The organism is Streptomyces gobitricini, from assembly GCF_039532985.1.
In the GTDB taxonomy this organism is placed as follows: domain Bacteria; phylum Actinomycetota; class Actinomycetes; order Streptomycetales; family Streptomycetaceae; genus Streptomyces; species Streptomyces gobitricini.
This window is the reverse complement of record NZ_BAAASR010000006.1, coordinates 259,838-273,750: the sequence shown is the minus strand read 5'-3', so window position 1 is coordinate 273,750 and position 13,913 is coordinate 259,838. Positions and strand designations below refer to the sequence as shown.

15 protein-coding genes are annotated in these 13,913 nt (G+C 73.6%); 11 read left to right on the top strand and 4 right to left on the bottom strand.

Translation table 11 applies throughout. The features are described 5' to 3' along the window. Positions 1-17 precede the first annotated feature (17 nt). Positions 18-491 (top strand): Fur family transcriptional regulator, encoded by a 474-nt coding sequence (locus tag ABD347_RS06975; RefSeq protein WP_344357783.1) that lies wholly within the window; start codon positions 18-20, stop codon positions 489-491. Between the two features lie 9 nt (positions 492-500). Next, positions 501-1,481, top strand: coding sequence for a CAF17-like 4Fe-4S cluster assembly/insertion protein YgfZ (gene ygfZ / locus ABD347_RS06970; RefSeq protein WP_344357781.1), 981 nt, complete (start codon positions 501-503; stop codon positions 1,479-1,481). Positions 1,482-1,527: 46 nt separating this feature from the next. On the opposite strand, the gene dtd is transcribed toward ygfZ, so the two are convergent. Continuing rightward, positions 1,528-1,953, bottom strand: a complete 426-nt coding sequence (gene dtd, locus ABD347_RS06965) for a D-aminoacyl-tRNA deacylase (RefSeq protein WP_344357778.1) — start codon at positions 1,951-1,953, stop codon at positions 1,528-1,530. 144 nt (positions 1,954-2,097) lie between these two features. Here dtd and ABD347_RS06960 point away from each other — a divergent pair, with 144 nt between their 5' ends. The 5 genes from ABD347_RS06960 (at position 2,098) to ABD347_RS06940 (ending at position 6,353) form a co-directional block, all read left to right on the top strand. After that, positions 2,098-2,694 carry an RsiG family protein gene (locus ABD347_RS06960; protein WP_425575588.1) on the top strand — a complete coding sequence of 199 codons (597 nt, stop codon included), beginning with the start codon at positions 2,098-2,100 and terminating at the stop codon, positions 2,692-2,694. A 48-nt stretch (positions 2,695-2,742) separates the two neighbouring features. Then, positions 2,743-3,705, top strand: coding sequence for an asparaginase (locus ABD347_RS06955; protein WP_344357772.1), 963 nt, complete (start codon positions 2,743-2,745; stop codon positions 3,703-3,705). 85 nt (positions 3,706-3,790) lie between these two features. Beyond that, a complete protein-coding gene (locus ABD347_RS06950; protein ID WP_344357769.1) occupies positions 3,791-5,032 on the top strand; it encodes a GNAT family N-acetyltransferase in 1,242 nt (413 codons plus the stop codon). A gap of 68 nt (positions 5,033-5,100) precedes the next feature. Next, positions 5,101-5,601 carry an HAD family hydrolase gene (locus ABD347_RS06945; RefSeq protein WP_344357767.1) on the top strand — a complete coding sequence of 167 codons (501 nt, stop codon included), beginning with the start codon at positions 5,101-5,103 and terminating at the stop codon, positions 5,599-5,601. A 137-nt stretch (positions 5,602-5,738) separates the two neighbouring features. Further along, complete coding sequence (locus ABD347_RS06940; RefSeq protein ID WP_344357764.1) at positions 5,739-6,353, top strand: TetR family transcriptional regulator; 615 nt, start codon at positions 5,739-5,741, stop codon at positions 6,351-6,353. Positions 6,354-6,474: 121 nt separating this feature from the next. On the opposite strand, the gene ABD347_RS06935 is transcribed toward ABD347_RS06940, so the two are convergent. Further along, positions 6,475-7,671 (bottom strand): cytochrome P450, encoded by a 1,197-nt coding sequence (locus ABD347_RS06935; protein ID WP_344357761.1) that lies wholly within the window; start codon positions 7,669-7,671, stop codon positions 6,475-6,477. Then, positions 7,661-8,443 (bottom strand): cyclodityrosine synthase, encoded by a 783-nt coding sequence (locus ABD347_RS06930; RefSeq protein ID WP_344357758.1) that lies wholly within the window; start codon positions 8,441-8,443, stop codon positions 7,661-7,663. The genes ABD347_RS06935 and ABD347_RS06930 overlap by 11 nt, the downstream gene beginning before the upstream one ends. A gap of 209 nt (positions 8,444-8,652) precedes the next feature. Here ABD347_RS06930 and ABD347_RS06925 point away from each other — a divergent pair, with 209 nt between their 5' ends. The 4 genes from ABD347_RS06925 (at position 8,653) to ABD347_RS06910 (ending at position 12,255) form a co-directional block, all read left to right on the top strand. Further along, positions 8,653-10,632 (top strand): HelD family protein, encoded by a 1,980-nt coding sequence (locus ABD347_RS06925; RefSeq protein ID WP_344357755.1) that lies wholly within the window; start codon positions 8,653-8,655, stop codon positions 10,630-10,632. A gap of 146 nt (positions 10,633-10,778) precedes the next feature. Further along, positions 10,779-11,183, top strand: coding sequence for a helix-turn-helix domain-containing protein (locus ABD347_RS06920; RefSeq protein ID WP_344357752.1), 405 nt, complete (start codon positions 10,779-10,781; stop codon positions 11,181-11,183). 26 nt (positions 11,184-11,209) lie between these two features. Further along, positions 11,210-11,761, top strand: coding sequence for a hypothetical protein (locus ABD347_RS06915; protein ID WP_344357749.1), 552 nt, complete (start codon positions 11,210-11,212; stop codon positions 11,759-11,761). 155 nt (positions 11,762-11,916) lie between these two features. Further along, a complete protein-coding gene (locus tag ABD347_RS06910; RefSeq protein ID WP_344357746.1) occupies positions 11,917-12,255 on the top strand; it encodes a DUF2516 family protein in 339 nt (112 codons plus the stop codon). 46 nt (positions 12,256-12,301) lie between these two features. Here the strand turns inward: ABD347_RS06910 and ABD347_RS06905 are convergent, their stop codons facing one another. Next, the gene (locus ABD347_RS06905) at positions 12,302-13,846 is read right to left on the bottom strand and encodes a PP2C family protein-serine/threonine phosphatase (RefSeq protein WP_425575593.1); all 1,545 of its coding nucleotides are present in this window, start codon (positions 13,844-13,846) and stop codon (positions 12,302-12,304) included. Positions 13,847-13,913 lie beyond the last annotated feature (67 nt).

The following is a 13,913-nucleotide window of genomic DNA, read 5'->3' as shown; positions in this document are numbered from 1 at the left end:
CTCCTACACTGGAGCGCGTGGTGAGCACCGACTGGAAGAGCGACCTGCGGCAGCGCGGCTACCGGCTGACTCCCCAGCGCCAGCTTGTCCTGGAGGCGGTGGACGTCCTGGGGCACGCGACGCCGGACGACATCCTCGGCGAGGTGCGCAAGACCGCCTCGGGCGTGAACATCTCCACCGTCTACCGGACGCTGGAGCTGCTGGAGGAGCTGGGCCTGGTCAGCCACGCCCACCTCGGCCACGGTGCCCCCACCTACCACCTCGCCGACCGGCACCACCACCTCCACCTGGTGTGCCGCGACTGCACGGACGTCATCGAGGCGGACGTGGAGGTGGCCGCCGAGTTCACCGCGAAACTCCGCCGGACCTTCGGTTTCGACACCGACATGAAGCATTTCGCGATCTTCGGGCTGTGCGAGAGCTGTACGAGGAAGGCCGAGGGGGCGGGGGAGGCCGGGGAGGCCGAGGCTCCGTCCGGCGGCGAGTCGTAGGCTGATCACATGCTGCGACAACCACCGACCAGCCCCCTCCTGTCCCTGCCCGGCGCCGTACCCGCCGAGGGGCGCGACGAAGGTGTCGCCGCGCACTACGGCGACCTGTTCCGCGAACAGCGCGCCCTCGCCGCCGGCACCGGCCTGGTCGACCTGAGCCACCGCGGGATCGTCACCGTCACCGGCGACGACCGGCTCGGCTGGCTGCACCTGCTGCTCACGCAGGCCGTCAGCGATCTCCCGCCGGGCCGGGCCACCGAGGCGCTGATCCTCTCCGCCAACGGCCACATCGAGCACGCGCTGTACCTCGTCGACGACGGCGAGACGGTCTGGGCCCACGTCGAGCCCGGCACGCAGGAGGCGCTCATCGGCTACCTGGAGTCGATGAAGTTCTTCTACCGGGTCGAGGTCGCCGACCGGACGGACGACTTCGCCGTCGTCCACCTGCCGGCCGGTTCGATCGCCGACGTCCCGGACGGCGTCGCCGTACGGGAGACCTCGTACGGCCGTGACCTGTTCCTGCCGCGCGCCGACCTGGCCGCCTACGCCGGGAGCAACGGGCCGCTCGCCGGCATCTGGGCGTACGAGGCGCTGCGCGTCGAGGGGCACCGGCCCCGGCTCGGGTTCGAGACCGACCACCGCACCATCCCGCACGAGATCGGCCTGATCGGCACCGCCGTCCACCTCCAGAAGGGCTGCTACCGCGGCCAGGAGACCGTGGCGCGCGTCCACAACCTGGGGAAGCCGCCGCGCCGGATGGTCTTCCTGCACCTCGACGGCAGCGATGTGCACCTGCCCCCGCACGGCACGCCGATCAGGCTGAAGGCCGACGGCGAGGAGGGCCGCCAGCTCGGCTTCGTCACCACCGCCGTACGCCACCACGAGCTCGGCCCGATCGCGCTCGCCCTGGTCAAGCGCAACGTACCGGTGGACGCGGAGCTGCTCGCGGGCGCCACGGCCGCCGCCCAGGAGGTCGTGGTCGAGGCCTAGCGGGTCGTTCGACGCCCGGGAGGCCGCGGTCGGGGCCCGGGGAAGCTCAGACGTCGACGACGATCGTGAACGGGCCGTGGTTGGTGAGCGAGACCCGCATGTCCGCCCCGAACCGGCCCGTCTCCACCGTCGCCCCCAGCTCCCGCAGCCGCGCCACCACCTCGTCGACCAGCGGCTCGGCGACCTCGCCCGGCGCCGCGGCGTTCCACGTGGGGCGGCGGCCCTTGCGGGCGTCCCCATAGAGGGTGAACTGCGAAATCACCAGCAAGGGCGCATCCACGTCCGAGCAGGACTTCTCGCCCTCCAGGATCCGCACCGACCACAGCTTCCGGGCCAGCTGCGCCGCCTTGTCGGGCGTGTCCTCATGGGTCACGCCCACCAGGACGCACAACCCCTCGCCCACGATCCGGCCGACCGTCTCACCGGCGACGACGACCTCGGCCCCGTCGACCCTCTGTACCACTGCGCGCATACAGACCAACCTATCCGCGTCCGAACGGGTGCAGGCGACTGCATTGACACCGGCACAAATGGCACCATGCCTCTCAGGCGGTGCTTCCCCTCGGCCCTTCGGGCCCGGGGAGACCTCGAGCACCGGTCGAGGGGACGGATTCCTATGAGCACACCTGGCGCCGGGCAGACGCCGCATCCCGCACCGATGACATGCGCCGGTGGCAGGGGGCCGCTGCGGCCACCCACCCAGCGGACCGGTGACGCCGTCCTGCCGGAGGCGCGGCAGCACGACGTGAGGACCATGCGGCTGCCGGAGCTGCGCGCCCTCCGCCGGGACTCGCACGGCGACGAGGCGGACCTGAGTTACGTACGGAGGCTGCTCCAGGGCCGGATCGACATCCTGCGCGCCGAGCTGGCGCGCCGCGGCGGGACGGAGATGCCGGTGGTCGACCGGCTCTCCGAGATCCTCACGGACACCCCGTCGCGGCACCGGTCGTCGGCCCGCCACGTGACGATGGGCACCCCGCGCGGCGAGGAGTACCGGCGGCTGGCCGCCGAGATGCTGTCGGAGGTCGAGCTGTCGGACCTGACCGCCCGAACGGACGAAGAGCTGCACGCCGCGATGGGACGGCTGGCGCGCTACGAACAACAGGTCTCCCGCCGCCGGCAGCAGCTCCAGCGCACGGCCGACGACTGCAGCGCCGAGATCGCCCGCAGGTACCGTGAGGGCGAAGCACAAGTGGACGACCTGCTCCGCTGAGGACGCGCGGGGGCGGGTCGCCGTCCCCGGGAAGGAAGGCCGGCCGCCATGTCCTCCTCCGCCACCTCAGTCATCCGCCCGGTCCTCGCCGAGGTGGTCCGCTCCGGGTTCGTCGAGGGCCACCACCGGGGTTCGCTGGTCCTGCTCGCCGAGGACGGCACCGTCGGGACGTCGGCCGGGGATCCCGCGGCTCCGGTGTTCCCGCGCTCGTCCAACAAGCCCATGCAGGCCGCGGCGGTGCTGCGGGCGGGCGTGGACCTCGCCGGGGAGCGGCTGGCGCTGGCCGCCTCCAGCCACTCGGGCGAGCCGTTCCACCTCGACCTCGCCCGCAAGATGCTCGCCGAGCACGGCTTCACCGAGTCGGACCTGCGGACCCCTCCGGGCCTGCCGCTGGACCCGGTGGAGGCCGAGGCGCACCTGACCGCCGGCGGCCTCCGGGAGCGGATCGCCATGAACTGTTCGGGCAAGCACGCGGCGATGCTGGCCGCCTGCGCGGTGAACGGCTGGGACCCGGCCACCTACCTGGACCCCGGTCACCCGATGCAGCGGCTCGTCCGCGACGAGGTCCAGGCGGCGTCCGGCGAGACGGTGCGGGTGGTCGGCACGGACGGGTGCGGGGCGCCGCTGATGGCGATCAGCCTGGTGGGCCTCGCGCGGGCGTTCCGCTCCTACGTGCTCGCCGAGCCTGGGACGCCGCAGCGGCGGGTCGCCGACGCGATGCGCGCGCACCCCGAGTACGTGGCGGGGACCCGGCGGCCGGACACCTGGCTGATGCGGGAGGTGCCGGGGGCGCTGTCCAAGATGGGCGCCGAGGCCGTCCAGGCGGTCGCCCTGGCGGACGGCCGGGCGCTCGCCTTCAAGATCGACGACGGTTCGGGACGTGCCCTGGGCCCGGTCCTCGCGCGGGCGCTGCGGATGTTCGGCATCGACGCCCCGGTGGTCGCCCGCATCGGCGACGCGCCGCTGCTGGGTGGTGGGCAGCGGGTCGGGGAGATCCGCGCGGCCTTCTGAGCGGGTCCGGCGGGCTGGTCCCTCCGGAGCGGGCGCCGGGAAAACCGGATGCGGGTGGCGGGCTCCGCCGCCTAGCGTGCCGCGCATGAGCCTTGAGGTCCGTACGGTCAGCGAGTCCGAGTTCCCCGACTGGCTGCGCGCCCGCCGGGTCGGGTTCATGCAGCCGCCGACCGCCCCGGACGAGGAGGCCGCGCAGAAGCTCCCGTACGTGGACCTGGCCCGCACCCGGGGGGCGTTCGACGCCGGGCGCTGCGTCGCCACCTTCCGCTCGTTCGCCCAGGAGCTGACCGTGCCCGGCGGGGCCCGGCTCGGCGCGAGCGCCGTGACCAACGTGTCCGTCTCGCCGACGCACCGGCGGCGCGGGCTGCTGAGCCGCATGACGGCGGTGGACCTGGCGGCGGCAAAGGAGCGCGGTGAAGCCGTCTCGACGCTGGTCGCCGCCGAGTACCCGATCTACGGGCGGTACGGGTACGGACCGGCCACCTGGATCACCGAGTGGACCGTCGACGTGCGGCGCGCCGGTCTGGACCCGCGCTGGTCCGGGCCGGACGACGGCGGCCGCGTCGACCTGGTCCGGGCGGAGGACGTCCGCGAGGCCGGCCCCGCCCTCCACGACCGGCTCGCCACCGTCCGGCACGGCGTGGTCAGCAGGGACCGGCGCGCCTGGGAGGTCGGCACGGGCGCCGCGCTCCTGCCCGGACAGCCGTGGACGGAACCCTTCTACGTGACGTACTGCTCCGCGACGGGGGACCTCGAGGGGTACGCCTGCTACACCACGGACGACACCTGGGAGGACAAGCAGCCGCTGTGCGGCGTGTCCGTGCGCGACCTGATCGCCGTGACCCCGGCCGCCGAGCGCGCGCTGTGGCACTTCGTCTGCTCCATCGACTGGGTGACCACGGTCAAGTCCGGCTACCGCGCCCCCGACGACCTGCTGCCCCTGCTGCTGCCGGACCCCAGGGCGGCGCGCGTCACGACCCACGCCGACCTGGTCTGGCTGCGGATCCTCGATGTCGTACGGGCCCTTGAGACACGTGCGTACGCGGGGACCGGCGCCCTCGTGCTGCAACTGGCCGACCCGGCGGGCCTGGCGGGCGGCCGTTTCCGGCTGGACGCCTCGCCCCAGGGCGCGTCGTGCGCGCCGACCACCGCGTCGCCGGATCTCACCATGGACGTGGCGGAGCTGGGGACGCTGTACCTGGGGGACGAGTCCGCGGTACGGCTCGCGGCCCTCGGGCGGGTGGAGGAGTCGAGGCCGGGCGCGGCGGCGGTGGCCGACGCGCTGCTGCGTACCTCGCGCCGGCCCTGGTGCCCGGACGTGTTCTAGCCCTGTGCGGGCCCGCCGGTATCTGACACCCTCGTCCCACCTGGTCCCCGACCCTCTGGCGGCAAGCTGTGTACGACGACCTCCTCGACGTCATCGGCGGCACCGAGTACGTCCTGTTCGGTTTCGACGGCCCCCTCTGCCGTCCCCGCGCCGCGGCGGCCGCGTGGCCCACGCCGTACGCCGACCCTCTGGTCCGCACGCTCGCCGCGGTCGGTACGGGGCTCGCCGTCGTCGGCGGCACCTCTCCGGCGGCGGTGCGGCGCTACCTCGAGGGCCGGGGCCTGGCCGGCTGTTTCGGCGCGCGCGTGTACGGCGATGTCGCGGGCGCCCTGGCCTGGCCGGGAGCGCGGCCGGCCGTGTCCCTGATGATCGGCGCCACTCCCGCCGAACTGGCGGCCGCGGGGGAGGCGGGTGTGCCGTTCCTCGGTCACGGCCCTGACGAGCAGGGGGCCGACCTGCTGCGCCGGGCCGGTGCGCGGTGGGTGGTGCCGTCGCTGGAGCCGGTGCTCATCGCGGTGCGCGCGGCGGCCCGGCGCTCAGCGGGTACGTACACGGAACAGCGCGCCTGACAGGCGCCCCGCCGCCCACGCGGCTCCCGGCGCACCGGGCGCGCGCCGGGGCGCCGGTGCGGAGCCGACCGGCGCCCCGGCCGGGCTGGCCGGGCCGGGGCGACCGGGCCGGGGCGATCGTGCGTAGGCTCGGCGCCATGAGCGGTGAGATGGGGCTGCGCGAGCGCAAGAAGCAGCGGACGTACCGGACGATCTCCGACACGGCGATCGCCCTCTTCCTGGAGAGGGGCTTCGACGAGGTCTCGGTCGCCGAGGTCGCCGCGGCCGCCGAGGTCTCCAAGCCCACGCTCTTCCGGTACTTCCCGGCCAAGGAGGACCTGGTCCTCCACCGGTTCGCCGACCACCGCGAGGAGGCGGCGGGCGTCGTGGCGGGGCGCCCCGGCGGCGTCGGTCCGCTGGAGGCCCTGCGCCGTCACTTCACCGACGGGCTCGCCCGCCGCGACCCGGTGACCGGGCTGAACGACGACCCGGACGTGCTCGCCTTCCACCGGCTGCTGTACGGCACCCCCAGCCTGGTCGCCCGGCTGTACGCGTACCAGGGCGCCTCCGAGACGGCACTGGCGGACGCGCTCGGCGGAGGCGGGGTCCGGGAGCGCCTCGCGGCGGGCCAGATCGTCGCCGTACAGCGGATCCTGGCGGAGGAGAACTGGCGGCGTGTCGAGGCGGGCGAGAGCGCCGACGCGGTGGAGGCGGACGCGGCGGCCGCCGCCGCACTGGCCTTCCGGCAGCTGGCGGAGGGGCTCCGCCTCTGACCGACGGCGCCGCCGCGCTCCGGGCCGGGCCGCTCGGAGGCGGAACGGCCGCGCTCCGGGCCGGGCAGCACGGAGGCGGAACCGCCGCTCCCCCTGCTCGGAGCGGCGGCCCCCCGGGTGGTCACCACATGACGGGCAGCCGCTCCGGAATCCGCTTCATGAAGCCGGTCCGCCACACCAACTGCTGGATCGGCACGGCCAGCTGGAGGCCGGGCATCCGGTCCAGCAGGGTCTCCAGGGCGATCTCCGCGTGCTTCTTGCCCAGCGCGGTGGCGGGGCAGTAGTGCCGGCCGCCGCCGAAGGACAGGTGGGCGGTGTTGTTCTCCCGGGTGAGGTCCACGGTGTGCGGGTCGGTGAACGCCTCGGGGTCGAAGTTGGCGCCCTCGACCAGGACCAGGACGAGTTCGCCCTTCCTCACCTCCACGTCGCCGAGTGTCACGTCCTCCGTCGCCAGGCGGGGCAGCCCGTCGCCGATGGAGAGGTTGATCCGCAGCAGCTCGTCGACGGCCGCCGGGATCCTCGCGCGGTCCGCGAGGAGTTCGGCCGTCAGCTCGGGGTGCTGGATGAGGGAGAGCAGGGCCATGGTCAGGAAGCCGGACGTGGAGATCACCCCGGCGCCGAACATGGTCACACCGACCGTCGCCAGCATCTCGTCGGTGAGGTGGTCGTACTCCGGGTCCCCGCGCAGCGCCGCCAGCTCGGCCATCAGCCCGGTGGTGGCCGGGTCGTCCAGGCGCTCCACCATGTAGGCGATGTCGCGGTCCCAGTTGAGCGCGGCGCCGGTGACCGGGCACGCGGAGTTCATGAACGCGATGTCCAGGCTGCGCGTCAGCCGGGGCGCGTCCGCCTGCGGGATGCCGAGGATGTGGCAGTGCATGGCGGCGGAGTAAGGATCGGCGAACTGTCCCCGCAGGTCTCCCGGAGCTCCGGCGTCGAGGATGCGGTCGACCAGGTCGGCGGCGGCCGACCGCATCCACTCCACCAGGCCGGGAGCCTTCGGGTTGAGTGCCTTGAGCACGGCCTTGCGCAGGCCGGCCCCGGTGATGTTGCCCATGTTGTTGACGACCTCGGGCGGGATCGTCAGCGCGTACTGCCGGGGCACGCCCGGCGCCGAGGTGTCCTTGAGGCTGAAGCGCGGGTCTTCCAGGACCTGCTTGCACAGCGCGTGCGAGGACACCAGCCAGGCCTCGTCGCCGGCGATGGTCCGCACCCGCTTGACCGGTTCCTCGCGCAGCAGCGCGAGTTCGTCGGGAAGCCGGTCGCCGTGCCAGGAGAACGGGAACGCGAGGAGCTCGTCGGTCAGTGTCTCAACGGACATCGGAGGAGTCTCCTTCGGGGGCGTGCTGTGCGAGTGGTGCGTGCGGTACGGGGGTGACGACGGCGTGGCCCTGGTTGCGGGAGGCCCGCAGCCCGGAGCCGCGCGAGTAGAGCAGCTCGGCCATCGGCAGCAGCTGGTGGTAGCAGTTGAGGGACGACGGCACGCCCAGGATGGCGGGGGTGTCGAGGAACAGCGGGGCCTCGGCACAGACGTACTCGACGCACACCTCGCGCTGCCGCGCCGTGGGCGTCCTCCCGTCCAGGACCTTGGAGGAGAGGTACGCGCCGATGAGCGCGTCGCACGTCGCGCGGAAGTCGGGATCCGTCTCCAGCCGGCTCAGCAGGTGCCGGTGGATCTCCCGGTACGCCGGATTGTCCACGAAGGCCGACATGGGATGGGCGCGCAGGCGCCGTCCGTCGGGGTCGACGGAGGCGACGGCGTTGGTGACCTTGGCCCGCACGCCGCGCAGGTTCTTCACCGCCTTGCGGCGGGCGTCGTCGGGGGTGTAGCCGGATGCCTCGTACATTTCGGCCACATGGAGGTCGGTGTAGACGAAGTCCACCCGGTCGAAGTGGGCGGTGCCCCAGCGGGCCAGGTCGGTGACGCGCTGGGCGGAGAAGTAGCTGTTGCCGGGGGAGACGCCGATCACGGCATGGGCGCCCTCGGCGTGGATCACCCGGCAATGGGCGGTGTAGGGCTGAACGGTGAACGGTCCGGCAGTGGTGTCCGGAGTGGTGAAGGGCCGGATCTCCAAGACGGTGTCAGTCGTCAACTGGGAAGTCCTTCGCGCCGCAAGTCCCGGAGGAGCCTCGTGCTCCTGGTGTGGCGACGACGCCGTGAAGTTAACTTCCGGCCACGGAGAGTGTCAATGAAGAGCCGTTCGTTACTCGCGCGTACGTGCGGAATCACGCTCTGTGTCAGTCGCCGCCCACGATCCACGACCGAGTAAGAAATATTACTCAGTTGCATTATTCTGGCGGCATGACGTCACTCGACCAGGAACTGAGCAAGGAACGCACCCACCACGACACCTGCCGTGCCGCCCTGCGCCGCATGGTCGACGGCGCCGCCCACCAGGTCGTCACCGGCGAGGACGTCTCCGCGTCGGGCGCCGACGCCGAAATACTCGGCCGCCACCTGCGCGGCCGCGCCAAGGCGCTGTGCGAGGAGCCACCCGGCCCGCTGTTCTTCGGCCGCATCGACCACGAGGACGGCCTGCGCCACCACATCGGCCGCCGCCGTATCGGTGAGCACCCGGCGGCCCCGCCGCTCGTCGTCGACTGGCGGGCACCCGTCGCCCGCGCCTTCTACCAGGCGAGCGCCCGGGACCCGCAGGGCGTACTGGTACGCAGGCGGTTCGGCTGGGCACCGTTCAGCGACGGCGACTCCGCCGACCTGACCGGGCTGGAGGACGAGCACCTGGCCGCCGGAGAGGCCGGCCCGCCGAGCGCGATCCTCACCGGGGAGATCGAGCGCCCCCGGATCGGGCCCATGCGGGACATCGCCGCCACCATCCAGCCCGAGCAGGACGACCTGGTACGGGCCGGTCTCACCGAATCCCTGTGCGTCCAGGGCGCGCCCGGCACCGGGAAGACCGCCGTCGGGCTCCACCGGGCCGCGTACCTGCTCTACACCCACCCGCAGCGCATCCGGCGCGGCGGGCTGCTGATCCTCGGCCCGAACCGCACCTTCCTGTCGTACGTCTCCGAAGTCCTGCCCGCGCTCGGTGAGTCGGACGTCCGCCAGTCGACGATCGAGGAGGAGACCGACCGGGGGCACCAGGTGCGGGCCGCGGACCCACCCGAGGCGGAGGCGGTCAAGCACGACGCCCGCATGGCCGGCGTCCTGCGCCGCGCCTTGTACGCACGCGTCACCCCGCCCGCCGAGGCGCTCGCCGTGCCGGACGGCTCCTACCGGTGGCGGGTGCCGGCCGCCGAACTCGCCGAGATCGTCGACGGCGTACGGGCGGAGGCGCCGCCCTACGCGGTGGGGAGGGAGCGGGTACGGGGCCGGGTGGTGCGGGCGGTCCAGCTGCGGGCGGAGCGGCGGGCCGGACCGAGGAGCGCGGCGTGGACGCGGCGGACGGGGCGGGCGCGCGCGGTGACCGCTCTGGTGGACGTCTGCTGGCCGAAGGTCACGCCGGAGGAGGTCCTCGCCGAGGTGCTGACCGACCCGGACGACCCGGTGCTCACCGACGCGGAGCGGGAGGCGATCCGGTGGCGGCGGCCCCCGCGCTCGTACCGGTCGGCGAAGTGGAGCGCGGCCGACATGCTCCTGCTCGACGAGCTCGCCGGGCTGGTCGAACGCCCCGCCGGGTACGGCCACATCGTGATCGACGAGGCCCAGGACCTCTCCCCGATGCAGTGCCGCGCGATCGCCCGCCGCGCGGGCTCCGGCACGCTGACCGTCCTCGGCGACCTCGCGCAGGGCACCACCCCGTGGGCCGCCCGCGACTGGCCGGGGCAACTGGCCCACCTGGGACGGAAGTCGGTGCCCGTGATCGCCCTGACGACCGGCTACCGCGTCCCGGCGGGTGTCGTCGCGCTCGCCAACCGGTTGCTGGGCGCGCTCGACGTGGACGTACCGCCCGGCCGGTCACTGCGCCGGGACGGCGAGGTGACGGTCCGCGAGGTGCGGGACGTGCGGGAGGCCGTGGCCGGTGCCGTGCGGGCGGCGCTGGCGCGCGAGGGCTCCGTCGGTGTGATCGCCGCGGACCGCGCGGTCGCCGGTCTGCGCGCGGCGCTGGACGCGGCGGGTCTGGCCGGACCCCGGGTGGCGGTGCTGCCCGCCACGCTTGCCAAGGGCCTGGAGTACGACCACGTCGTCGTCGCCGAACCGGCCGACATCGTCGCGGCCGAACCGCGCGGGCTGAACCGTCTGTACGTGGTCCTCACCCGCGCGGTCTCCCGCCTCGACATCGTGCACAGCAACCCGTTGCCCACACCGCTCCGGCAGGCCTGAGCCGGCGCGGGCGGCCGAGCGGTCGGTCGGACCAGGATCGGCACGCTTTCGGCGAGGCGGGTCGGCGTGGCTCCGGGCGGCGCGCCAGAGGACACTTTTGCAAGCACTCGCTTGCAAAAGTTAGCAAGGCGGGGCACCATCGAGGCATGGCATCACTCAACGTCGGCAATCTCGGGGAGTACCTGCGCGAACAGCGGCGTAGCGCCCAGCTGTCGCTGCGCCAGCTCGCCGACGCCGCCGGGGTGTCCAATCCGTATCTGAGCCAGATCGAGCGCGGGCTGCGCAAGCCGAGCGCGGACGTGCTCCAGCAGGTCGCCAAGGCGCTGCGGATCTCCGCCGAGACGCTGTACGTGCGTGCCGGGATCCTGGACGAGCGGGAGCGCGAGGAGCTGGAGACGCGTGCCGTCATCCTCGCCGACCCGTCGATCAACGAGCGGCAGAAGCAGGTGCTGCTCCAGATCTACGACTCGTTCCGCAAGGAGAACGGACTCGATACGGAGACGAAAGGTGCCGACAACACCACTGAGGACGGCACCTCACCCGAACTCTGACTCTGCGATCCGGGAGGACCACAGCCGTGGCCATCATCGAAGAACTCCGCACCCCCCTCTACTTCGCCGCCGGTACGGCCGACCTCGCCGTGCGGCAGGCGAAGAAGGTGCCCGGCCTGATCGAGCAGATCGCCGCGGAGGCACCCGCCCGCATCGACGCGGTGCGCAACACCGACCCCAAGGCCGTGCAGGAGAAGGTGAGCACCCAGGCCAAGGAAGCCCAGGCCAAGGTCACCGAGGCGCTCGGCTCCCTGGACACGGACCTGAAGAAGTTCGGTGAGAACGCCCAGCACCTGGCACTGCGCGGCGTCGGCGTGGCGGCCGAGTACGCGGTCAGGGCCCGGGAGGCCTACGAGAAGGTCGCCGAGCACGGTGAGCAGGCAGTGAAGCAGTGGCGCGGCGAGGCGGCCGAGGAGATCAACGAGATCGCCATCGCCGTCGAGCCGGACCCGGAGCCGAAGACCACCGAGCCGGAGGCCGGGGCCGAGGCGCCCGCCGCGAAGAAGACCTCCCCGGCGAAGCAGGCCCCGGCGCCCCGCAAGCCGGCCGCGAAGAAGACGACGGCCTCCGACTCCTGACCGGCCGCCGCGGCGCGGCACCCCGGGCGGGTCCGCCCGCCCGCCGGCCGCCCCGACGGCGCACGGCTCCGGCCGGGCACGTTCGGGGTGGCCGGGGCGTTGTACGGGTACCTTGGCCGCGAGGTGTCCCACTCACTGACTAGGCGGTGCTCAGCATGTTGCTCGCTGGATTCAGCACGTTCCTCTTCCTGCTCAACCTGGCGATGCTCCTGATCGCCGTGGTCGCCCTGTTCATCGCGGTCACGGCCCGTGAGGACGCCTACCGCGCCGCCAACAAGCAGACCAAGATGTTCTGGCTGGTCATCCTGGGCGTCACGGTCGCGGTGAACCTGCTCGTGCCGATGCTGTTCCTGCAGATCGCCGGGCTCATCGCCTCGATCGTGTTCATGGTCGACGTGCGGCCGGCCCTCCAGCAGGTCTCCGGCGGCCGCGGCGGCCCCCGCGGCGGGTCCAGCAGCGACGGGCCGTACGGCCCCTACAACGGAGGCCGCTAGCCGCCGGGCCCGCACCGCCGCCGCGGGCTCCGGGCTCCGGCCCCGGTCAGCGGCGGCGGGATGCCCGGCGGCCCGCCGCGCGGTCCGGGCGCGTCACCCGGTCGGCCGACCGCTCGCGGGCGAGCAGCAGCACCGCCACGTCGTCCGTCAGCTCCCCGCCGTTCAGCTCCCGCACCTCCGCCACCGCGGCCTCCAGCAGCTCCTCGCCGCCCAGGCCCCGCGCAAGCTGGCGGTTGATCATCTCGACCATGCCGTCCTGGCCCAGCCGGGGCGACCCCGGGCCCGCCGAACGGCCCTCGATCAGGCCGTCCGTGTACATCATCAGGCTCCACGAGCCGCCCAGCTCCACCTGGCGGCGCGGCCAGCGGGCGCGCGGCAGCAGCCCCAGCGCGGGCCCGCCGTCCTCGTACGGCAGGAGCCGCGCCGCCGCGCCCTGCCGGGCGATCAGCGGCGAGGGGTGGCCCGCCAGGCACAGTCCGGCGCGGCGCCCGTCCGGCGCGATGTCCACCGTGCAGAGGGTCGCGAAGATCTCCTCGTTGTCCCGCTCGTGCTCCAGCACCTGCTGGAGCGTCGAGAGGAGCTCGTCGCCGCACAGGCCCGCCAGCGTCAGCGCCCGCCACGCGATCCGCAGCTCCACGCCGAGCGCGGCCTCGTCCGGCCCATGCCCGCACACGTCACCGATCATGGCGTGCACGGTCCCGTCCGGCGTGCGGACGGTGTCGTAGAAGTCGCCGCCCAGCAGCGCGCGCGAGCGCCCCGGCCGGTACCGGGCCGCGAAGCGCAGGTCGGAGCCCTGGAGCAGCGGCGTCGGCAGCAGGCCCCGCTCCAGGCGGGCGTTCTCCTGCGCGCGCAGCCGGGACTCGGCCAGCTTCACCTGCGCGGAGTCGGCCCGCTTGCGCTCCACCGCGTACCGGATGGCCCGGCTGAGCAGCGGTCCGTCCAGCTCCTCGCGGCACAGGTGGTCCTGCGCCCCGGCGCGTACCGCATCGGCCGCCAGCCCGGCGTCCCCCGACGGGGTCAGCGCCAGGACGGCGTGGCGCGGCGCGAGGCGCAGTACGTGGTGCAGCGGGGCGAGCCGGTCGTCGTCCGTCCGGCAGGAGGCCGGCGCGAGGTCGACGAGTACGCAGTGCACGTCGTCGGTGAGCAGCCGCTCGGCCTCGGTGAGGTTGCGGGCGGTACGGATGCGGACCCGGTTCCCGGACGCGTCGACCAGCTCGGGGACGGTGAACGTGCCCGCGGGGTCGTCCTCGATCACCAGCAGGACGAGGTCGGCGCCGCCGACCACCGCGGGGGCGTGCGCCGCCCGGCCGGGCGCGCCCGGGCCGCTGGAGACGTCCGGAGCACTCGGTGTGCCCGGTGTGCCCGGTGTGCCGGCACTGCTCGGGCCGCCGCTCGCTGTGCTCACCCTCTGTCGCGGTACGGGTACGGGCATCGGTTCGGTTCCTTCCCTCCCCCCGAGGGCACGGTGGCGCGTCGGCCGACACACCACCGACGGGGACCCTAGCGGTCGGCGACGGCCGAGCGGAATGGATATGAGCGAAGAGCCGATGGCATATGCCGCGCGGCGGGAGGTAGTTGGGCAGCCCGTCATGACGAACCTCACGCGCCCCGTGTAGACCCGGTCACATTCCGGACCTGTACGACACGCGTGGAGCACC